Source organism: Pseudomonas sp. MYb541 (assembly GCF_037479595.1).
Classification (GTDB): Bacteria; Pseudomonadota; Gammaproteobacteria; order Pseudomonadales; family Pseudomonadaceae; genus Aquipseudomonas; species Aquipseudomonas canadensis.
In genome coordinates this window covers 22594-43600 of the sequence record NZ_JBBGYS010000056.1, presented here as the reverse complement: position 1 = coordinate 43600, position 21007 = coordinate 22594, and the positions used below count along the sequence as shown (strand labels likewise).

Annotated in this window: 18 protein-coding genes and 1 pseudogene; 8 read left to right on the top strand and 11 right to left on the bottom strand. The window is 58.6% G+C overall.

Going from position 1 to position 21007, the window contains the following annotated elements:
* Together WH299_RS26520 and WH299_RS26515 are read right to left on the bottom strand one after the other, a co-directional pair.
* On the bottom strand, nucleotides 1-184 hold a 184-nt coding region (locus WH299_RS26520), incomplete at its 3' end, for a SlyX family protein (RefSeq protein ID WP_339551757.1).
* 3 nt (nucleotides 185-187) lie between these two features.
* Entirely contained in the window at nucleotides 188-613 is a 426-nt protein-coding gene (locus WH299_RS26515) for an HIT domain-containing protein (RefSeq protein ID WP_122728733.1), read from the bottom strand.
* An 875-nt stretch (nucleotides 614-1488) separates the two neighbouring features.
* Here WH299_RS26515 and WH299_RS26510 point away from each other — a divergent pair.
* Entirely contained in the window at nucleotides 1489-2787 is a 1299-nt protein-coding gene (locus tag WH299_RS26510; protein WP_323624779.1) for an OprD family porin, read from the top strand.
* 190 nt (nucleotides 2788-2977) lie between these two features.
* On the opposite strand, the gene WH299_RS26505 is transcribed toward WH299_RS26510, so the two are convergent.
* Together WH299_RS26505 and WH299_RS26500 are read right to left on the bottom strand one after the other, a co-directional pair.
* Nucleotides 2978-3820, bottom strand: a complete 843-nt coding sequence (locus WH299_RS26505) for a mechanosensitive ion channel family protein (RefSeq protein ID WP_122728582.1) — start codon at nucleotides 3818-3820, stop codon at nucleotides 2978-2980.
* A 135-nt stretch (nucleotides 3821-3955) separates the two neighbouring features.
* Nucleotides 3956-4441 (bottom strand): YajQ family cyclic di-GMP-binding protein, encoded by a 486-nt coding sequence (locus WH299_RS26500; RefSeq protein WP_003175814.1) that lies wholly within the window; start codon nucleotides 4439-4441, stop codon nucleotides 3956-3958.
* A 123-nt stretch (nucleotides 4442-4564) separates the two neighbouring features.
* Here WH299_RS26500 and WH299_RS26495 point away from each other — a divergent pair, with 123 nt between their 5' ends.
* From WH299_RS26495 to WH299_RS26485, 3 genes are read left to right on the top strand one after another with little or no spacing between them, the layout of a single operon-like run.
* Entirely contained in the window at nucleotides 4565-5482 is a 918-nt protein-coding gene (locus tag WH299_RS26495; protein WP_339551755.1) for a putative 2-dehydropantoate 2-reductase, read from the top strand.
* Nucleotides 5483-5528: 46 nt separating this feature from the next.
* A complete protein-coding gene (locus WH299_RS26490; RefSeq protein WP_126570685.1) occupies nucleotides 5529-7565 on the top strand; it encodes a sensor histidine kinase in 2037 nt (678 codons plus the stop codon).
* A 2-nt stretch (nucleotides 7566-7567) separates the two neighbouring features.
* On the top strand, nucleotides 7568-8146 hold the full coding sequence (locus WH299_RS26485) for a cob(I)yrinic acid a,c-diamide adenosyltransferase (protein WP_068937975.1): 579 nt from the start codon (nucleotides 7568-7570) through the stop codon (nucleotides 8144-8146).
* Between the two features lie 125 nt (nucleotides 8147-8271).
* Here the strand turns inward: WH299_RS26485 and WH299_RS26480 are convergent, their stop codons facing one another.
* The 3 genes from WH299_RS26480 to secA form a co-directional block, all read right to left on the bottom strand.
* Nucleotides 8272-9216 (bottom strand): Nudix family hydrolase, encoded by a 945-nt coding sequence (locus tag WH299_RS26480; protein ID WP_123478508.1) that lies wholly within the window; start codon nucleotides 9214-9216, stop codon nucleotides 8272-8274.
* Between the two features lie 13 nt (nucleotides 9217-9229).
* The gene (gene argJ / locus WH299_RS26475) at nucleotides 9230-10447 is read right to left on the bottom strand and encodes a bifunctional glutamate N-acetyltransferase/amino-acid acetyltransferase ArgJ (protein WP_028617753.1); all 1218 of its coding nucleotides are present in this window, start codon (nucleotides 10445-10447) and stop codon (nucleotides 9230-9232) included.
* Nucleotides 10448-10571: 124 nt separating this feature from the next.
* Nucleotides 10572-13307 carry a preprotein translocase subunit SecA gene (secA, locus tag WH299_RS26470; protein ID WP_028617754.1) on the bottom strand — a complete coding sequence of 912 codons (2736 nt, stop codon included), beginning with the start codon at nucleotides 13305-13307 and terminating at the stop codon, nucleotides 10572-10574.
* A gap of 305 nt (nucleotides 13308-13612) precedes the next feature.
* Between secA and WH299_RS26465 the strand changes: the two genes are divergently transcribed.
* Complete coding sequence (locus WH299_RS26465; RefSeq protein WP_122728589.1) at nucleotides 13613-14068, top strand: DUF721 domain-containing protein; 456 nt, start codon at nucleotides 13613-13615, stop codon at nucleotides 14066-14068.
* Between the two features lie 4 nt (nucleotides 14069-14072).
* Here the strand turns inward: WH299_RS26465 and WH299_RS26460 are convergent, their stop codons facing one another.
* Complete coding sequence (locus WH299_RS26460) at nucleotides 14073-15551, bottom strand: helicase HerA-like domain-containing protein (RefSeq protein WP_122728735.1); 1479 nt, start codon at nucleotides 15549-15551, stop codon at nucleotides 14073-14075.
* A 204-nt stretch (nucleotides 15552-15755) separates the two neighbouring features.
* On the opposite strand from WH299_RS26460, the pseudogene WH299_RS29810 reads away from it, so the two are divergent.
* Together WH299_RS29810 and WH299_RS29805 are read left to right on the top strand one after the other, a co-directional pair.
* Nucleotides 15756-16787 (top strand): annotated as a pseudogene (locus WH299_RS29810) (HAMP domain-containing protein); the annotation flags it as partial.
* A gap of 93 nt (nucleotides 16788-16880) precedes the next feature.
* On the top strand, nucleotides 16881-17645 hold the full coding sequence (locus WH299_RS29805) for a methyl-accepting chemotaxis protein (RefSeq protein ID WP_370468594.1): 765 nt from the start codon (nucleotides 16881-16883) through the stop codon (nucleotides 17643-17645).
* Here WH299_RS29805 and WH299_RS26450 read toward each other — a convergent pair whose 3' ends face one another.
* Together WH299_RS26450 and purU are read right to left on the bottom strand one after the other, a co-directional pair.
* Nucleotides 17646-17816, bottom strand: a complete 171-nt coding sequence (locus WH299_RS26450) for a hypothetical protein (protein WP_162834925.1) — start codon at nucleotides 17814-17816, stop codon at nucleotides 17646-17648.
* 84 nt (nucleotides 17817-17900) lie between these two features.
* Nucleotides 17901-18749 carry a formyltetrahydrofolate deformylase gene (purU, locus tag WH299_RS26445; RefSeq protein ID WP_010208067.1) on the bottom strand — a complete coding sequence of 283 codons (849 nt, stop codon included), beginning with the start codon at nucleotides 18747-18749 and terminating at the stop codon, nucleotides 17901-17903.
* 350 nt (nucleotides 18750-19099) lie between these two features.
* On the opposite strand from purU, the gene mvaT reads away from it, so the two are divergent.
* The gene (mvaT, locus tag WH299_RS26440; RefSeq protein WP_005790963.1) at nucleotides 19100-19474 is read left to right on the top strand and encodes a histone-like nucleoid-structuring protein MvaT; all 375 of its coding nucleotides are present in this window, start codon (nucleotides 19100-19102) and stop codon (nucleotides 19472-19474) included.
* A gap of 89 nt (nucleotides 19475-19563) precedes the next feature.
* Here mvaT and sbcB read toward each other — a convergent pair whose 3' ends face one another.
* Nucleotides 19564-20991 (bottom strand): exodeoxyribonuclease I, encoded by a 1428-nt coding sequence (gene sbcB / locus WH299_RS26435; RefSeq protein WP_122728591.1) that lies wholly within the window; start codon nucleotides 20989-20991, stop codon nucleotides 19564-19566.
* Nucleotides 20992-21007 lie beyond the last annotated feature (16 nt).

Sequence of the window (21007 nt, the reverse complement as noted above, 5' to 3'; positions counted from 1 at the left end):
CTTCTTCGGACGTTTCGAACTGACCGCCCATTTCTTCCTGGCGCTTGAGCAACGCGGTCATCTGCAGTTGCAGGCGTTCGACGGCGCGCTGCTGGGTGACAAGGATGTCATTGAGAGTCTCGATGGTGTCGTCCTGGAAGGCCAGGCGACTTTCCAGATCGTTGACGCGGTCTTGCAGATCCATGATTCAACCCTGGGTAAAGACGAAGTCGGCGGGCAACAGCTCGCGCAGACGAGCACGAATGGCTGACACTTGCTGATCGGTATAAGGCTGCGCAGGATGCTTGCCCCATACCGGCGCAGGCCAGGCGGCATCATCACGTTTGCGCACAATCACATGCACGTGCAACTGGCTGACCACGTTGCCCAGAGCGCCGATGTTCATCTTGTCGGCGGCCAAACCTTCATTAAGCAACTGGGCCAGGGCAGTCGTTTCCTGCCACAGGCGTTGCTGGTCGACGACATCCAGTTGAAACACTTCGCTGATACTGTTGATGCGCGGCACCAGGATGAACCAAGGGTAGTTCGAGTCATTGGACAACAGCAGGCGGCACAGGGGGAAATCCCCGATGACCAGTGTGTCTTGTTGAAGGCGTTGATCTAAAGCGAACACCGCAGGCACTCCGTTCGGCAGGTCAGGTTCAAGGCCACCAGCATACCCGCGAATCGCTATTGCTTCACGCCGACCAATACGCGCCCAGGCAAGGCGTGGCGAAAAAAAGTGCACCATTTCGATCCAAACGATTTTTTCGACTACGCTCAACCATCAATCCTTCGGCGATTGATCAAGCACAGATCAGAACATTGCGATGAGAACCGCGATGCAGAGGCCTCACAAAACAAGGCATTGAGCCATCACCCAAACACTGAGGCATCAGAGGCCATGCACCAAAATGACCCAATTGCGCCTCAAAGAGATCCGCCGATTACCCACTGAATGGGGTGAACGGGTAACGTTTTTCCCAGATACAGGATTTATGCACCACAACACAGGCACAGAGCCCGAGCGTCAAGGCCAAACCAATCGGCGTAAAAACCCCGTGCTTATGCGGTTTTCACGAAGCGGTAACGTTTTTCACGAAAAAATGACATTCGATTTACGGTTTGGGCACGCTTGCTGCATTGATCCCTCTATCGTCGGCAACGGCACCGGACGGGAAGCAGGTGTTTCGCGATGAAAAACAGCAGCGGTTCAATGCGCGCCAAGGAACATTTCAAACTTAACAAAGTAACGTTTTTTTGCGTTCTTTTAACGGTCTGAAAACAGCATTGAAGTTGTCAGCCTCGTTACAGTGAGGCTGTGAATTTGCGACATGGATATAGCAATCTACGACAAGCTCGTAAAGAAGCTGAAAGGAAAGTTGGGCAAGTATCGCCAATATTGTCAGCGTGATATAACTTTGCGCCGACACAAAAAGAAAGAGCCGCCCAGACAAAAATATAGGTGGGACGGCAGTACTCTTCCTAAAACCAAAGGAGCAAATCACGATGCGCGTGATGAAGTGGAGCATGATCGCCCTGGCTGTTTCAGCAGGCACTACGCAGTTCGCAATGGCGTCCGCCCAAAGCGATTCCAAAGGCTTTGTTGAAGACAGCACTTTCAGCATCAACACTCGCGCCCTGTACTTCAGCCGCGATTTCCGCAACAACCCGTCGGGCCCAGGTTCCCAGAGCCGTGCCGAAGAATCCGGCCTGGGCTTCAATGCCCTGTACCAATCGGGCTTCACCCAAGGCACCATCGGTGTCGGTGTTGACGTGATTGGCCTGTTGGGCGTCAAGCTCGACAGCGGCAAGGGTCGCGCTGGTACTGGTCTGTTCCCAACCGGTTCCGACGGTCGCTCGCAAGACGACTACTCCAAAGGCGGCGGCGCGGTTAAATTCCGTATCTCCGATACTGTGCTTAAAATTGGTGATCAATACACCACAGCCCCAGTCTTCGCTTCCGACGATAGCCGTTTGCTGCCAGAGTTGCCGCAGGGTATCTCGATCACCAGCAGCGAGATCAAAGGCCTGAAGCTTGAAGGCGGTCACTTCACTTCCAGCGTCGCGCAAAACCAGACCTACCATGACAGCCTGGGCTTGACCAAAACCGACTTCGTCGGCGGTGTCTACTCCTTCACACCTGAGTTCACCGGTAGCCTGTACTACGCAAAAACTGAGGATTATTTCCGCAAGTACTACAGCAACCTCAACTGGACCCACGCGATCAGCGATGACCAGTCGTTTGCCTTGGACTTCAATATCTACGACACCAAGAGCGAAGGCGAAGGCCTGCAACGTGCTTCCAAAGACAGCGCTCTGCCGTTCGCAGAACGTACCAAGCTCGATAACCGCGCGTTCAGCTTGCAGGGTGCGTACACCATCGGTGCTCACACCTTCACGCTGGCTGCCCAGAAAGTTACCGGCGACGGCGACTACGGCTACGGCGTAGACGGCGGCGGCACGGTATTCCTGGCCAACTCCATCGCCCGTTCCGACTTCAACGCCGAAGGCGAGAAGTCCTACCAGGCGCGCTACGACATCAACATGGCAACCTTCGGCATTCCTGGCCTGAGCTTCATGACTCGTTACGTGACCGGTAGCGGCGCCAACACTGCCACCACCTCGAACGGTAAAGAGTGGGAACGCGACATCGAAGCCAAATACGTGATCCAGAGCGGCCCGGCCAAAGACCTGAGCCTGCGTGTGCGTCAAGCGACCTATCGTTCGTCTGATGGCGTTTACTACGGTTCTTCGTCCATCGACGAACTACGTCTGATCGCGCAATACCCGCTGAACATCTTGTAATTGACGCTTTAATTACAACGATGACTTAAGGCCTCGGCCTTAAACAAAAAGCCGCTCCCTTGTTTAACAAGGGAGCGGCTTTTTTATGGCTGTAATGTTTCAGCACTGGAATAACTAGCAAGCTAACTAACGAGATTACCGCTTACACCTTGAACCTGACCTAACGGCCAAGTTCAAAAATGATCCCAGATTACTTGGCAGCTGTTTCCTGCATCACACGAATAACCCGCTGCGGAAACGGAATATCAATCCCTGCCGCTTTCAAACGGTCCCGTGCAAGTTCGTTCAACATGAACACCACGTCCCAGTAATCGGCCGTCTTGGTCCAGCAACGCAGGGAAACGGTGATCGAACTGTCACCCAAGGTCGACACCACCGCCACCGCAGCCGGGTCTGCCAATACGCGTGGATCTTTCGCCAGCTCCAGCAACACTTCACGGGCTTTCTGCAGGTCGGCTTCATAGTCGACGCCCACATCAAACACCACCTTGCGGGTCGGCTGACGGTTGGTGTTGGTGATAAGACCGTTGGACAGTATGCCGTTCGGTACGATCACGGTCTTGTTGTCGCCGGTACGCAGCACGGTGTGGAAGATCTGGATGCTATCGACGGTGCCCGAAGTACCTTGGGCTTCGATCCAGTCACCAATGCGGAACGGGCGGAACAACAGAATCAGCACGCCACCGGCGAAGTTCGCCAGGCTGCCTTGCAATGCCATGCCGATGGCCAGGGTGGCGGCGCCGATCGCCGCAATGAACGAGGTGGTTGCCACGCCGATCATCGAGGCCACGTTGACCACCAGCATGATTTTGAGGGCGACGTTCGCAAGTCTGGTAATGAAATGTTGCAGCGCCATGTCAGCATTGCGCAGGGCCAGCAGGCGCCCCACGCGATGGGTCAACACGTTAATCAGCCACCAACCGATGACCAAGGTGACCAAAGCCAGCAAGAACCGGCTACCGTATTCCATAATCATCGGCAGCCATGATTCCGAGGTCTTGATCAGGTGATCCACTTCAGCGTTCAAATCCATCTACATTCTCCTATTTACCGGATGTTCGGCGTATTGAGTGGCCATAAATGCAATTGAGCCCCGTAGGGCTCAATAGTCGGCGCAAGTTCTGGGGCGTGGGACGTCAAAAACGCTCACAGGTTCCCCAAAGTGCCATCAGTCGCGGAAGTTATTGAACTGCAGCGGCATGTCGAAGGTCTTGGCGCGCAGGGCCGCGATGGCCTCTTGCAGGTCGTCACGCTTCTTGCCGGTGACGCGAACCTGCTCACCCTGGATCGCGGCCTGGACTTTCAGCTTGGCGTCCTTGATGTGAGCAACGATCTTCTTCGCCAGCTCCTTGTCGATACCTTCCTTGAGGACCGCTTCTTGCTTCATCAGCTTGCCGGAGGCGTAGGCGTCCTTGATTTCAAGGCATTGCGCGTCGATCTTGCGCTTGACCAGCGACAGCTTAAGGATCTCGATCATCGCTTCCAGCTGGAAATCGGCTTCAGCGGTCAGGTTGACGGTCAGCTCTTTTTCCTTGAATTCGAAGCTGCCCTTGCCTTTCAAGTCATAGCGACGGTCCAGTTCCTTGACGGCGTTCTCGACGGCGTTGGTGACTTCGTGTTTGTCCAGTTCGGATACCACGTCGAACGAAGGCATGTCATTTCTCCAATATAAGGGGCGGGCTCAGTAGAGATGGAGCGCGCCCAAGCTAAAATGCCGGGGCATTATAGCGGTTCTTTTGTCCCGTTCGCTGCGGGCGCCCCTTCGGAGTACAAACTGATGTCGACCACTTGGCATATTCTCGGCGCCGGCAGCCTGGGTACACTGTGGGCCACGCGTCTGGCGCGTGCAGGCGTGCCCGTGCGGTTGATCCTGCGCGATGCGGCGCGCCTGGCCAATTATCAGTCAGCCAAGGGGCTGACCCTGGTGGAACACGGCATAGAACACACTTACCCGGTGATTGGTGAAACGCCTGACAGCCCAGAGCCGATTCATCGTCTACTTGTGGCGTGCAAAGCCTACGACGCCCAAGGCGCCGTCGCACAGTTGCAGCACCGGCTGGCACCCGAAGCCGAACTGATCCTGTTGCAGAACGGCCTCGGCAGCCAGGATGCTGTGGCCGCGCAACTGCCCCAGGCACGCTGCATCTTTGCCTCCAGTACCGAAGGCGCGTTTCGCGATGGCGACTGGCGTGTGGTGTTTGCCGGCCATGGCTACACCTGGCTGGGAGACGCAAGCCACCCCACCCCGCCGCTTTGGCTGGATGACTTGCAAGCGGCCGGTATCCCCCACGATTGGAGCACCGACATCCTCACACGGCTGTGGCGCAAGCTGGCGCTCAATTGCGCCATCAACCCGCTGACCGTGCTGTACCAGTGCCGTAATGGAGAACTGCAAGCCCATCACTGCGAAGTCGCAACCCTGTGCGCCGAACTCGGCGAACTGCTGGAGTGCTGCGGCCAACCGGCTGCCGCCCAGGACCTGCAACACGAAGTGGAACGGGTGATCCAGGCCACCGCCGCCAACTACTCGTCCATGTATCAGGACGTAACCGCCGGCCGTCGCACCGAAATCAGCTATCTATTGGGCTATGCTTGCCAGGCGGCCTCTCGTCACCAACTGAACCTGCCGCACCTGCAACAACTGCAAGTACGCTTGGTGGAGCACTTGCTTGCACGCGGATTGCCCCGCGACTGAGCCACGCGCTACCCTGCCCGCCTGTCTATCACCTGGGAAAACCCTGATGCCGCTGCGCCAGCGTCTAGAAAACCTACCGGTCGGGCAGAAACTGCTGGCCGCCCTGCTGGTGCTGTTGACCACCGTGCTACTGGTGGCCAACCTGACCTTTATCAGCGCCGCCTACTGGATCTCCCAGGAAAGCATGGCGCCCCAGGCCTTACAGGCCATCGGCCGCCTGGTGTCCAACCCCGCGCTCGCCGCCGAAGCCCTCGAATCGCCGGCCAAGGCTGACGCGCTGCTCAACGAACTGACCAGCTATTCGCCCTTGCGCGCCGCCGCCCTCTACGACGGCGAAGGCAACCGCCTGGCGCAGATGCAACACGGCGACCGCCTGCACCTGCCGGACAACTATCGGCACATCGAAGCCTGGCGCGTGACCGAGTTTCGCAGTAACCAAGTCATTACACTCCCCCGCGCAGGCCAGCCGTCCGGGCATTTGTTGTTGGTGGCCAGCAGCGAGTTGCCCGTAGCGTTCTATACCGGCACGTTGACGGCGAGCCTGGGCATCCTGATTTTCAGCGTGCTGTTGTGGCTGATCATCGCCCGCCAGATCAAACGGCTGATCACCCGGCCGATCCACGAGCTGGAAGAGCTTTCACGCCAAGTCACCCGCGAAGAGAACTACGCCCTGCGCGCCGGTCGCGGCAACCACGATGAAATCGGCAGCCTGGCCGAAGCCTTCAACACCATGCTGTCGCGCATCGAAGCCCGTGAGCAACAACTCAAACGCGCGCGGGACGACTCCCAGGCGGCGTATGACCAGGCTCAGGGTCTGGCGGAGGAAACTCGCCACACCAACCGCAAACTGGAACTGGAAGTGCAGGTTCGCAGCAAGATCGAGAAGAAACTCACCGGCTTCCAGAATTACCTGAACAGCATCATCGACTCGATGCCCTCGGCGCTGATCGCCCTGGATGAACAGCTCTACGTCACCCAATGGAACCAGGAGGCCAGCGCCCTCTCCGGCACACGCCTGGACGAAGCCCTCAACCAGCCGATCTACCTCGCGTTCCAGCCGCTCAAGCCTTACCTGCCGCAGATCCGGGCGGCAGTTGAGCAACACACCGTGGAGCGCATCGAGCGTGTCACCTGGTTCAAGGACGACGAAGCCAAGCATTACGCTCTGACCTTCTACCCGCTGATGGGCGGGGCCGGGCGTGGCGTGGTGATCCGTATCGATGACATCACCCAGCGCTTGTCCCTGGAAGAAATGATGGTGCAGTCGGAGAAAATGCTTTCCGTGGGTGGCCTGGCTGCCGGCATGGCCCATGAGATCAATAACCCGCTAGGGGCGATACTGCATAACGTGCAGAACATCCGCCGCCGCCTGTCCCCCGATTTGCCCAAGAACCTGGAGCATGCGGAACAGGCTGGCATCGAGCTGGAAACGGTCAACTGCTACCTGCAAAGCCGCGAAGTGCCGCAGTTGCTGGATGGCATCCAGCAGGCCGGGGCGCGGGCGGCGAAGATCGTCACCCACATGCTCAGTTTCAGCCGTCGCAGCAACCGGCAGATGGCACCATGCGACCTGCCTGCGCTGATCGACCAGGCCGTGGAAATCGCCGGCAATGATTTCGACCTGGCCATCGGCTTCGACTTCAAGGGCCAGGCAATCATCCGCCAGTTCGACCCTCAACTCGGCCCGGTGCCCGGCACCGCCAACGAACTCGAACAAGTACTGCTCAACCTGCTGAAAAACGCCGCCCAAGCCATTCACCTGCGTGAAGACGACAGCGAACCGGGACGCATCATCCTGCGCACTCGCCTCAACCCGCCCTGGGCGGAGATCCAGGTGGAAGACAACGGCATCGGCATGAGCGAGAACGTGCGCAAGCGCACCTTCGAGCCATTCTTCACCACCAAGGAAATCGGCCAGGGCACCGGGCTTGGGCTGTCGGTGTCGTATTTCATCATCACCAACAACCACAAGGGCCAGATGGAAGTGCATTCCACCCTGGGCCAGGGCACCTGTTTCACCCTGCGCCTGCCATTGGCCGGCAGCCAAATTCCTCCTTACGAATTGAATCAACTGGAGCACTAACCATGGGCTTTCGCCTGTCGAAGATCTACACCCGCACCGGCGACAAGGGTGAAACCGGCCTGGGCGATGGCCGCCGCGTGCCCAAGGACCACCCACGGGTGGAGGCAATTGGTGAGGTGGATACGCTGAACAGCCAGTTGGGCTTGTTGCTGGCCAGCCTCGAAGAACAGAGTGGCAAGCATCCGGAGTTAAGGGATGTGATCGAGGTGCTTACGCCTTGCCAGCATCGTTTGTTCGATCTGGGGGGGGAACTGGCAATGCCGGTGTACAAAGCGTTGAACGCTGCGGAAGTGGATCGACTGGAAGCGGCGATCGATCGTTGGAATGAGGAAGTGGGGCCGCTGGAGAACTTCATCCTGCCCGGTGGCTCGGCGTTGATCGCCCAAGCCCATGTATGCCGAAGCCTGGCGCGCAGTGCGGAGCGGCGGTGTCAGCAGTTGAATGCGGTTGAGTCGTTGGAAGGCGTGGGGCTGGCGTACATCAATCGGCTGTCGGATCTGCTGTTTGTGGCGGCGCGGGTGATTGCCAAGCGCCAGGGTGTGGCTGAGGTGTTGTGGCAGGCGGCTGCTAAGCCCCACTGAGTTTTCAGTGCCTGATCTGACGCCTTCGCGAGCAAGCCCGCTCCCACATTCGACCGCATTTCAAAGGTAGAACTCGGTCAACTGTGGGAGCGGGCTTGCTCGCGAAGAGGCCCGTCAGAACACCATCAAACCTCAGGCCAAAATGCCCGAATCCCCGCCACACCCTGAGCCCCAGCCTCCCAAGCCTGTTCCCGCTCGGCGGGCCCAACCCCGCCTAGCAGAAATACGGGCTTGCTGAACCCACGGATCAACTCTGCCGCCTGCTCCCATCCCAATGGCTGTGCATCAGGGTGAGTCTGGGTCGGCTGCACCGGCGACAGCGTGACGAAATCCACATCCATCATCTCTGCCAGTGCCAGCTCCTCGGCATTGTGGCAAGACGCCGCCAACCAACGATCTTTAGGAAGCGGTCGACCTTTGCTCGCGTATTTACGCAGTTGTGCCGAGGTCATGTGCCAACCGGCCGAAGGAAAATCCCCCAGCCACTCGAACGGTCCCTTGAGCATCAACTGAGCCTTGCCGGCGCACAGGCCTACTGCGTCCACCGCCAGGTCACGGTATTTAGGGTCGTAGCCATTGGGCGCACGCAGTTGCACCAGCTTGATGCCGCCAGCTATAGCTTTCCGGATACCCCGCAGTAACGTCGGGGTTTCCAGTTCGCCAGGGGTGATCAGGTACTCGGCAGGCAAACGCGCCGCCGCAACGATCGGCGCATTAGCCGCCGGGAACTCATAGTTGAGCAGGTCCCGAGGTGCCACCCATTCCAACGGTTGCCCCTCGACTCCGTGCGGCTCGCCGGTAAAGGCCGAGACTTCCCAGACATCCAGCAACACCTGTTTGTCCGGGTAATCATGCTGCACCTTGATCAGCGGCCGCGCCGTGGTGACCTGGATGCCCAGCTCTTCCTGCAATTCGCGGGACAGTGCGGTTTCAACCAACTCATCGGCCTCCACCTTGCCGCCGGGAAACTCCCAGAGGCCGCCCTGATGCTGGGTATCGGCGCGGCGCGCCAGCAGGATCCTGCCGTCGACACCGCGGATAACCGCGGCTGCTACATGCACTCGTTTCACCGTGCTTATCCTCTTAGGTACGGTATTCCGCGTTGATCTTTACGTACTCGTGGGACAGGTCGGTGGTCCAGATGGTTTCGCTGCACGCGCCGCGACCCAGCTCGATGCGGATGGTGATTTCTTCCTGCTGCATCACCGCCGAGCCCTGGGCTTCGGTGTAGGTCTCGGCGCGGGCGCCACGGCTGGCGATGCACACGTCACCGAGGAACACGTCGATCTTGCTCACGTCCAGGTCCGGCACGCCGGCACGGCCCACAGCGGCCAGGATACGGCCCCAGTTCGGGTCAGAGGCAAACAGCGCCGTCTTGATCAGCGGCGAATGCGCCACGGTGTAGCCAACGTCCAGGCATTCCTGGTGATTGCCGCCGCCATTCACTTCAACGGTCACAAACTTGGTGGCGCCCTCGCCGTCACGCACGATGGCCTGGGCCACGTCCATGCACACTTCAAACACTGCTTGCTTCAACGCCGCGAACAACGGGCCGCTGGCCTCGGTGATTTCCGGCAGGTTGGCCTGGCCGGTGGCGATCAGCATGCAGCAGTCGTTGGTCGAGGTGTCGCCATCGATGGTGATGCGGTTGAACGACTTGTTGGCGCCGTCGAGGATCAGGCTGTGCAGCACGTCGCGGGAGACTTTGGCGTCGGTGGCGATGTAGCCGAGCATGGTGGCCATGTTCGGACGGATCATGCCCGCGCCCTTGCTGATACCGGTCACGGTGACGGTCACGCCATCGTGCACGAACTGGCGGCTGGCGCCCTTGGGCAGGGTATCGGTGGTCATGATGCCGGTTGCTGCCGCGGCCCAGTTATCCACAGACAGGTCGTCCAACGCGGCTTGCAATGCGCCTTCGATTTTCTCGACGGGCAGCGGTTCACCGATCACGCCGGTGGAGTACGGCAGCACTTGGCTGGCGTCAACGCCGGTCAACTGGGCCAGCTTGGCGCAGGTGCGCGCGGCCGCCACCAGGCCTGGCTCGCCGGTGCCGGCGTTGGCATTGCCGGTGTTGGTCAGCAGGTAACGGATCGTGCCGGCAACGCGCTGCTTGGCCAGGATCACTGGCGCGGCGCAGAACGCGTTGAGGGTGAACACACCGGCGACGGTCGAGCCTTCGGCACAGCGCATCACTACCACATCCTTGCGCCCCGGGCGCTTGATGCCGGCAGAAGCGATACCGAGTTCAAAACCGGCAACCGGGTGCAATGTGGGCAAAGGACCAAGACCAACAGCCATGAATGCGCTCCTTAAAAATCAGATGATGTCTGTGCCGTCGTGAGCAACGGCGAAATTAATGGCAAAACGCCGCGACGGCAGGGGCCGGTCGCGGCGCAGGGTGTAGCAGCGTCAGGCAAAAATCTTATTCGATCTGGCCGTGGCAGTGTTTGAACTTCTTGCCCGAACCGCAGTAGCACAGCTCGTTGCGGCCCAGCTTCTGGTCATTGCGAACCGGGGTTTGAGCCAGGGCCACGTCGACCTCTTCGCCCAATACCTCGGGCGCTTCCAGCCCCGGTGCTTCGTCATGCTGGAACTGCATGCGCGCAGCCAGAGCTTCGGCTTCCTGACGCAGGCGGGCTTCTTCCTCGATCGGGTCTTCGCGACGCACCTGAACGTGGGACAGCACGCGAATCGAATCGCGCTTGATCGAATCCAGCAGTTCGGAGAACAGCGTGAACGACTCGCGCTTGTACTCCTGCTTCGGGTTCTTCTGGGCATAGCCACGCAGGTGGATGCCGTGACGCAGGTGGTCCATGGTCGACAGGTGGTCTTTCCACAGATCGTCCAGCACGCGCAGTACGATTTGTTTCTCGAAGGTGCGCAGCGCTTCGGCACTCGCCTGTTCTTCTTTCTCGTTGTACGCGGCCAGCAGTTCGGCCATCAGTTTTTCACGCAGGGTTTCTTCGTACAGGTGATCGTCTTCGTCCAGCCACTGCTGAACCGGCAGGTCGACACCAAAATCGCTCTTCAACGCCGCTTCCAGACCGGCAACATCCCACTGCTCTGGCAGAGACTGTGGCGGAATGTGTGCGCTGACGGTGGCGTTGAGTACATCCTGACGGAAATCAGCGATGGTCTCGCCAATGTTGTCGGCAGCCAGCAACGTGTTACGCATGTGATAGATCACTTTACGCTGTTCGTTGTTGACGTCATCGAACTCGAGCAGTTGCTTACGAATGTCGAAGTTGCGGCCTTCAACCTTACGCTGAGCCTTCTCGATGGCGTTGGTCACCATGCGGTGCTCGATCGCTTCGCCGGACTGCATGCCCAGGGCCTTCATGAAGTTCTTCACGCGGTCCGAGGCGAAGATGCGCATCAGGCTGTCTTCCAGGGACAGGTAGAAGCGGCTGGAACCGGCGTCACCCTGGCGACCGGCACGACCACGCAGCTGGTTGTCGATACGACGCGATTCGTGACGCTCGGACGCGATCACCTGCAGGCCACCGGATTCCAGCACGGCCTGGTGGCGCTTCTGCCAGTCAGCCTTGATCTGGGCGATCTGCTCAGGGCTCGGGTTTTCCAGTGCCGCGACTTCCACTTCCCAGTTACCGCCCAACAGGATGTCGGTACCACGACCGGCCATGTTGGTCGCGATGGTCAGTGCGCCTGGGCGACCGGCCTGGGCGATGATCTCGGCTTCTTTTTCGTGGAACTTGGCGTTCAGGACCTTGTGCTCGATGCCTTCCTTATTAAGCAGGTTGGACACGTGCTCGGACGTCTCGATGGTGGCAGTACCCACCAGGATCGGGCGACCCTGAGCCATGCCGTCCTTGATGTCGTTGATGATTGCCGCGTACTTCTCTTCGGCCGTCAGGAACACCAGGTCGTTGAAGTCTTTACGCGCCAACGGCTTGTTCGGCGGAATGACCATCACGGCCAGGTTGTAGATCTGGTGGAATTCGAACGCTTCGGTGTCGGCCGTACCGGTCATGCCGGACAGCTTGTTGTACAGACGGAAGTAGTTCTGGAAGGTGGTGGACGCCAACGTCTGGCTTTCAGCCTGGATGTTGAGGTGTTCCTTGGCTTCGATGGCCTGGTGCAGGCCTTCGGACAGACGACGACCCGGCATGGTACGGCCGGTATGTTCGTCAACCAGCACGACCTGACCGTCCTGCACGATGTATTCGACGTTGCGATGGAACAGCTTGTGGGCGCGCAGGCCGGCATACACGTGGGTCAACAGGCCCAGGTTGTGTGCCGAGTACAGGCTTTCACCCTCGGCCAGCTCGCCGATCTGGGTCAGCATCTCTTCGACGAACTGGTGACCGGCTTCGTTGAGTTCGACCTGGCGGGTCTTCTCGTCGATGCTGAAGTGACCTTCTTTGGTCACCACGCCTTCCACTTCCTCAATGTGCTGCTCCAGACGCGGAATCAACTTGTTGATTTCGGTGTACAGGCGCGAGCTGTCTTCGGCCTGGCCGGAGATGATCAGTGGGGTACGGGCTTCGTCGATGAGGATGGAGTCGACTTCGTCGATCACGGCAAAGTTGAGTTCGCGCTGGAATTTTTCATCCATGCTGAACGCCATGTTGTCGCGCAGGTAGTCGAAGCCGAATTCGTTGTTGGTGCCGTAGGTAATATCGCAAGCATAGGCTGCGCGCTTCTCTTCCGGCGGCTGGAAAGGCGTTACCACGCCGACGGTCAGGCCGAGGAATTCATACAGCGGGCGCATCCAGTTGGCGTCCCGGCGGGCCAGGTAGTCGTTCACCGTCACAACGTGCACGCCCTTGCCGGACAGTGCGTTGAGGTAAACGCCCAGGGTTGCCACCAGGGTCTTGCCTTCACCGGTACGCATTTCGGCAATCATGCCTTCATGCAAGGTCATGCCGCCGATCAACTGGACATCGAAGTGGCGCATGCCCATGACACGCTTACCGGCTTCACGGGCGACCGCAAAGGCTTCGGGCAGCAGCTTGTCGAGGGTTTCACCTTTGGCTATGCGGGCCTTGAACTCTTGGGTCTTGGCGCGCAATTGCTCGTCCGAAAGGGCAACCATCTGCTCTTCGAAGGCATTGACCAGCTGCACCGTCTTGAGCATGCGTTTGACTTCGCGCTCATTCTTGCTTCCAAAAAGTTTCTTTAACAAAGGCGCAAACATATCGGCAGGTTCTTCCACACATAGGGATGGAGGGCGCACCGTGAGTGGCCCGAGCAGCCCTCACGGCCGCATGCGAACGCGCATTCTACCCGGATTCGTGGGTGAGGAAAGTGGCGTTGTTCCCCGATGCTGGCATGGTGCTGTGAGAGGGCTTGTTTAAAATAAGGGCTTTTGCCGGAACTTCAACCCATGGAGCGCAGAAGTTACCAATTGATTTGATGAATAAAATCCACGGAATGCATTGCCTGGGGCCGTACAGGCGGGTTCTGCTAAGATGGCGGCTCTGTTACTTAAGGTGTCCAATAATGGCATTTCGCCCCTTATCAGCCCGCGCTCCCGCCGTGTTGCTTCGTGATGCCAAGCCGCTGAAAGCCATCTTTGGCCATGCTCAACGCCTGGACCGCCTGCAAAGACTGCTTGAAACCCAACTGCAACCGGCTGCACGCGAACATTGCCGCGTGGCGTCCTGGCGTGAAGGCAACCTGCTGCTTATTGTCACAGATGGCCACTGGGCGACACGTTTGCGCTATCAGCAAAAACGCCTGCAGCGTCAATTGATGGCCTTTGATGAATTCGCCGGTCTGACGCGCATCCAGTTCAAAGTGCAACCGCCCACCACCCAACCCGGCGTGGTGGAGCATATTCATGACCTGTCGCCCAGTGCCGCCGAAACCATTCAGGCAACGGCCGACGGGATCAGCAACCCAGGCTTGCGTGCGGCGCTGGAACGGCTGGCGGCCCACGCCAAGCCCAAGCCCTGACTCGCTATTTGCGCTTGCTGCCGCCCAATAACGACCCCAACAAGCCACGCACCAGTTGTCGCCCCATCTGATTGGCGGCTTGCTGCATCGCGGACTTCAACGCCTTGCCTGCGGTTGTGCCGAGGAACGCTCCGGCCTTGTCCGTAAAGCTGGGCTCCTCAGCGGCCGGTTTGCCCTCTTCGGTTGACCCAAGCTCTTTGCGTGCCATCAGCACTTCATAAGCGGATTCCCGATCAATCGGCTTGTCATACCGGCCCAGCAACGGCGAACTGGCCACCAATGCCGCCCGCTCGGCTGCGCTGAGCGGCCCGATCCGCGATTGCGGCGGTGCGACCAGGACGCGCTGGACGACTTCCGGCGTCCCCTTTTCCTGCAGTGTTCCCACTAAAGCCTCACCCGTGCCCAGCTCGGTCAGTACCGAAAGGGCATCAAAGGCCGGGTTCGGCCGAAAACCGTCGGCTACGGCGCGCAAGGACTTCTGCTCCTTGGTGGTAAACGCCCGCAGGCCGTGCTGGATACGCAGGCCGAGCTGGGCCAGCACGCTGTCCGGCAGGTCGCCTGGGGATTGCGTGACAAAATACACGCCAACACCCTTGGAGCGGATCAGCCGCACCACCTGCTCCAGACGCTCCTGCAACGCTTTGGGCGTGTCAGCGAACAGCAAATGCGCCTCATCGAAAAACAGCGCGAGCAGCGGTTTGTCAGCGTCACCGCGCTCGGGCAGTTGCTCGAACAACTCCGCCAACAGCCACAACAGGAACGTCGCATACACCTTCGGCGCCTCATGCACCAAGCGGCTGGCGTCCAGCAGATGGATGCGACCACGCCCATCACCGGTAGGCTGCAGGATATCTTCCAACTGCAGGGCCGGCTCACCAAACAAGGCTTCAGCGCCCTGCTGCTCCAGCACTGCCAGGCGTCGCAACAGTGCCTGGCTGGAACCGGTGGTCATCAGCGCCGCGTCTTCGCCCAGCAACTCCGGGTGATAGCGCAGATGGTTAAGCAATGCCTTGAGGTCCTTGAGGTCCAGCAACAACAAGCCTTCGCGATCGGCCACCTTGAACGCCGCGTAAAGCGCCGACTGCTGGCTATCGGTGAGTTCCAACAGGCTGCCGAGCAACAACGGGCCCATTTCGCTGATGGTAGTGCGCAATGGATGGCCGGACTGCCCGTGGATATCCCACAGCGTGACCGGATAAGCCTTGGCCGTGTAATTGAGGAACGGCATGCCGGCGATGCGCTCGGCCACCTTACCCTGCGGGTTCGCGGCAGCGCCCAGGCCGCACAAGTCACCCTTGATATCCGCCGCAAACACCGCTACGCCGGCATCACTGAAAGCTTCGGCCAGGCGTTGCAGCGTGACGGTCTTGCCGGTGCCGGTGGCGCCGGCGATCAACCCGTGACGATTGGCCAGGCGCATGGCCTGGGCGATGGGCTGGCCGTCGAGGCCGGCGCCGATTAGGAGTTGCGAGGAGTCAGGCATTTCGTCACCCATGGTTAATCTTTAGTGCGGCCAGGTCGATACAGAGAAGTGTGAGACCCACAAAGTCTAAAAATAGGTCAGATAGTTCCCACAGGGACCACCGGAACCATCACAAGAAGTATCACACCTTTTTTGACGCTGCCATTTTGCGCCTCCCATAAGGACGCGCTTCGGATATTAAGACCTTAGCGGACCCTACAAGCCATGAATAAAAATCTGCGCTTCAGCCACAAAATCCTGCTTGCAGCCTCCCTTATCGTCATTGCCGCATTTGCGCTGTTTACCCTCTACAACGACTACCTGCAACGCAACGCGATTCGCGACGATCTCAACAACTACCTGCATGAAATGGGCGATGTGACCGCCAGCAACATTCAAACCTGGCTCACCGGGCGCATTGCCCTGGTGGAAAACGCCGCACAAAACATCGCCATCAACCCCGAACCGTCCGCGGTTGCTGGCCTGCTGGAACAGAAAACCCTGACATCCTCCTTCATGGCGACCTACGTCGGCGACAGCAAAGGCGCCTTTACCATCCGCCCAGACACCAAGATGCCAGACGGTTTCGACCCGCGCGTCCGCCCTTGGTACAAGGGCGCCCAGAGCAGCAACGGTTCAACCCTGACCGAGCCGTATATTGATGCGGCCACCGGCAAGTTGATCATTTCCGTTGCCACCCCCAGCACCCAAGGCACCCAGAGCATTGGTGTGGTCGGTGGGGACCTGAGCCTGCAAACCCTGGTGGATAACATCGGCGCGCTGAACTTCGGCGGCATGGGTTACGCGTTCCTGGTCAGCGCCGACGGCAAAGTACTGGTACACCCGGACAAAAATCTGGTGATGAAGACCCTGGCTGACGTGTATCCGAAAAATACGCCGAAGATCAGCGCCGACTTCAGCGAAGTCGAGGCCAACGGCAAAGACAACATCGTGACTTTTACACCGATCAAGGGACTGCCCTCGGTGAACTGGTACCTCGGTATTTCAGTCGATAAAGACAAATCCTACGCCATGCTCAGCGAGTTCCGCACCTCAGCGGTCATCGCCACGCTCATTGCGGTGGTGATCATCATTGCCCTGCTCGGCATGCTGATCCGTATTTTGTTGCAACCGCTGCATGTAATGACCCGCGCCATGCAGGACATCGCCGATGGCGAGGGCGACCTGACCCGTCGCCTGACCATCCAGAATCACGATGAGTTCGGCACGCTGGGTAATGCCTTCAACCGCTTCGTGGAGCGTATTCATACGTCAATTCGTGAAGTGTCTTCGGCCACCGAACAGGTCAACGAGGTGGCACTGCGGGTCGTCAGTGCCTCCAACTCGTCGATGGTCAATTCCGATGAGCAGGCCAATCGCACCAACAGCGTTGCGGCGGCCATCAATGAGCTGGGCGCTGCGGCCCAGGAAATCGCGCGCAATGCGGCGCAAGCCTCCCATCAGGCCAGCGATGCACGTCACCTGGCTGAGGATGGCCAACAAGTGGTGGAACGCAACATCAAGGCGATGAACCAGTTGTCTTCGATGATCAGCGCTTCCAGCAGCAACATCGAAGCGCTCAATAGCAAAACGGTGAACATCGGGCAGATCCTCGAAGTGATCACCAGCATTTCCCAGCAAACCAACCTGCTGGCATTGAACGCTGCCATCGAAGCAGCCCGTGCCGGGGAAGCCGGGCGTGGGTTTGCGGTGGTCGCGGATGAGGTGCGCAACCTGGCACATCGCACTCAGGAATCGGCGCAACAAGTGCAGAAGATGATTGAAGAACTGCAAGTCGGCGCGCGGGACTCGGTCAGCACCATGGGTGATAGCCAGCGCCATAGTCTTGAAAGCGTCGACATCGCCAACCTGGCCGGCGAACGCCTGAATAGCGTGACCCAGCGCATCGGCGAAATTGATGGCATGAACCAGTCAGTCGCCACCGCCACTGAAGAACAGACCTCGGTGGTGGAGTCGATCAACATGGACATTACCGAGATCAACACCCTCAATCAGGAAGGTGTGGAAAACCTGCAATCGACGCTGCGTGCTTGTGCCGATCTGGAACAACAGGCGGCACGGTTGAAACAATTGGTTGGCAGTTTCCGGATCTGATCAGGCGTCCTTGGGCTCGGACTTGGCCTGCTCCTGCTCCCACAGTTCGGCGGCACCGGGAAATTCGGTGCCGTCCTCGCTGCTCAGGTCATCCGGGTCGTATCGACTCAAACACCCCTCCCCTAATGTGGCGGGGGCTTTTGAGGTGGCTTTGTCCAGCGGATCACTCATGACTCAATCCTCGGCAGCATAAAGAAAAAGGGCCTGGGACGATTTAACGCCCAGGCCCTTCATTCTTCAATCACAACAGTTCGATCAGAACACGACGGTCTTGTTGCCGTGCACCAGCACGCGGTCTTCCAAGTGGTAACGCAGGCCACGGGCCAGCACCATCTTCTCGACGTCACGGCCGAAACGCACCATGTCTTCAATGCTGTCGCTGTGGCTGACACGCACCACGTCTTGCTCGATGATCGGGCCGGCGTCCAGTTCTTCGGTGACGTAGTGGCAAGTAGCACCGATCAACTTCACGCCACGCAGGGACGCCTGGTGGTAAGGCTTGGCGCCGACGAACGACGGCAGGAAGCTGTGGTGAATGTTGATCACCTTGCCAGCATATTCGCGGCACAGTTCCGGCGGCAGGATCTGCATGTAGCGCGCCAGCACCACCACGTCGGCTTCGTGCTGCTTGACCAGGCGCGAGACCTCAGCGAACGCCGGCTCCTTGTCCTGCGGGTTGACCGGCACGTGGTAATACGGGATGCCATGCCACTCGACCATGCTGCGCAGGTCGTCATGGTTGGAGATCACACACGCAATCTCGCAGTCCAACTCATCGCTGTGCCAGCGATGCAGCAAGTCGGCCAGGCAATGGGACTCACGGCTGGCCATCAACACCACGCGCTTTTTCTGCTCGGTGTCGGTGATATGCCAGGTCATCGAAAACTCTTCGGCGATCGGCGCAAATGCGTCGCGGAAGGCATCAAGACCAAAAGGCAGCGAATCGGCACGAATCTCGTGACGCATGAAGAACCAACCGCTGAGATTGTCCGAGTGATGACTCGCCTCGGTGATCCAACCGTTGTGGGAGGCCAGAAAGTTACTGACCTTGGCAACGATGCCAACCCGGTCCGGGCAAGCAATCACCAGCCGAAAAGTGCGCATTAGGGGGAAACTCCAGAACTTCGCAAAGGCCGCCATTCTAGCGATTGCGCAGGAAAACTGCAGTATTCGTTGACGCTTATTCTGATCGCCGGCCGACGGTTTGCCCCTTAATAGCCTATGGTTTTACCACCTTTATATGAATTTAGTACGTCACCCTATGGCTGTTTCACGTATTTCAGGGGAATTATCTTAAGGCCTACGCCCTAGTAATTAACTCGAATGCATAGCAATGCTACAAACATTCAAAGTAATTCACATAAATGCGAGCTTAAATGTTTACTTGGGCAAACTGCCTGACTATTATTGGGCCACTGTCCCTGTCAATCAGCGCTCTACATAAGGTAGTCCACATGTCTCTGATCAACGAATACCGTGCCACCGAAGAAGCTATCAAAGAGCTGCAAGCCCGTTTGAAGAACCTGTCCCAAGACGACAAACTGCAAACCGAGCTGGAATTCGAAGGCAAACTGCGCACCCTGATGGGTGAATACTCCAAATCCCTGCGTGACATCATCGCGCTGCTGGATCCAGAGTCGAAAGTTAAAGCACCGCGTGGCGCCGTGAAAACTACCGGTACCAAACGTGCTCGCAAAGTCAAACAGTACAAAAACCCGCACAACGGCGAAGTGATTGAAACCAAAGGTGGCAACCACAAAACCTTGAAAGAGTGGAAAGCCAAGTGGGGCGGTGACGTGGTTGAAGGCTGGGCTACCCTGCTGGGCTAAGCCTCGCCAGGCTTACGCCTGATACGCGACACATTAAAAACGCCAGCCTGCTGGCGTTTTTTATTGCCGGTGCATTGTGCGACGATCGACTACAGATTTACCTTATGGGCCAGCAAGTCGGCATATTCCTGCCACCGCTCAAGCACCTCCGCCTGAAAAGGTGTCGCACTAACTGCAAATTCTTGTTTAGCCTGCTTAAATGCCGCAAGGGTATTCGGCGCGCCCCACTCCGGGTCCGTCAAACGTTGCTGACAGAAAAGCTGCCAACGTTGTTGCTCCTCACTGTTCAAGGTATCGGGGAAGTTACGCGCTCGGTAGCGAAAGAGTAATTCAGGCAACCGATGATCATCGAAAGGCCATTGCTGGCGAGCTAATTGTTCAGGCTCGGCCATCCTGACTTGTTCACATAAACGTCGATCACGATCTCCGATAAAGCCATCGTATAGCTGTTGCTCCGGGTCTGAACTCGGGGCGAAATCTTCCTCGGCATAAATAGCCGCCAACTTATCGCGCCAACACTCCTGTGCGTCAGTTAGCCGCAGGGCACGCTCCTGATAAAGATTCATATCCAAGTGCAGACGCTCACGATCTTCTGCCCGAAGCACATTCAAGGGCGCAACCACGGGGCAGCGATTGATGTGCACCAGCTTGAGCGGGACCGGTAACTCCCCCTCGGCAAGATCGTCACGACGGGTGTAGAGGCGCTGGCGCAAGGTATCTGCATCCAGGTCCAGCAACGCTTGAGGATCGAGTCCGAGGTCGCAGACGATCAGTGCATTTCGGTTGCGTGGGTGCCACGCCAGTGGCACTACGACGCCCAGATAATGACGCTCGGCGGAAAAACGCCCGGAGATGTGCACCATGGGTTGCAGTAAGCGCACCTGGTCCATCACCGACTGCTTGCTGCGCAGTTGAAACAGCCACTTGAACAGCTTGGGCTGTTTCTCACGAACCAATCGGGCCAGGGCAATAGTGGCTCGCACGTCGGACAGAGCATCGTGCGCCTGGCCATGGTCGATACCGTTGGCTTCGGTCAGGCGCTCCAGCTTGAGCGTGACGCGCCCATCCTGTTGCGGCCATTCAATGCCTTCCGGGCGTAGGGCGTAGGCCGTGCGAATCACGTCGATCAGATCCCAGCGGCTGTTACCGCCCTGCCACTCACGTGCGTAAGGATCGAAGAAATTGCGGTACAGGCTGTAGCGCGTCATTTCATCGTCAAATCGCAAGGTGTTGTACCCAGCGCCACACGTACCCGGGGCGGCCAGCTCAGCATGCACCCGAGTCATGAAATCGGCCTCGGCCAAGCCTTTTTCCTCGAGGGTTGCGGGAGTAATGCCAGTAATCGCGCAGGCGATGGGATGGGGCAGGATATCGTCGCTGGGCAGGCAATAAAGATTGACCGGCTCGCCGATCTCATTGAGTTCGTGGTCTGTCCGAATGCCGGCTACTTGAAGCGGGCGGTCATTGCGCGGATTGATGCCGGTGGTTTCATAGTCGTACCAGAAAATGGAGGTCACGGGCTTTTCCTGTACT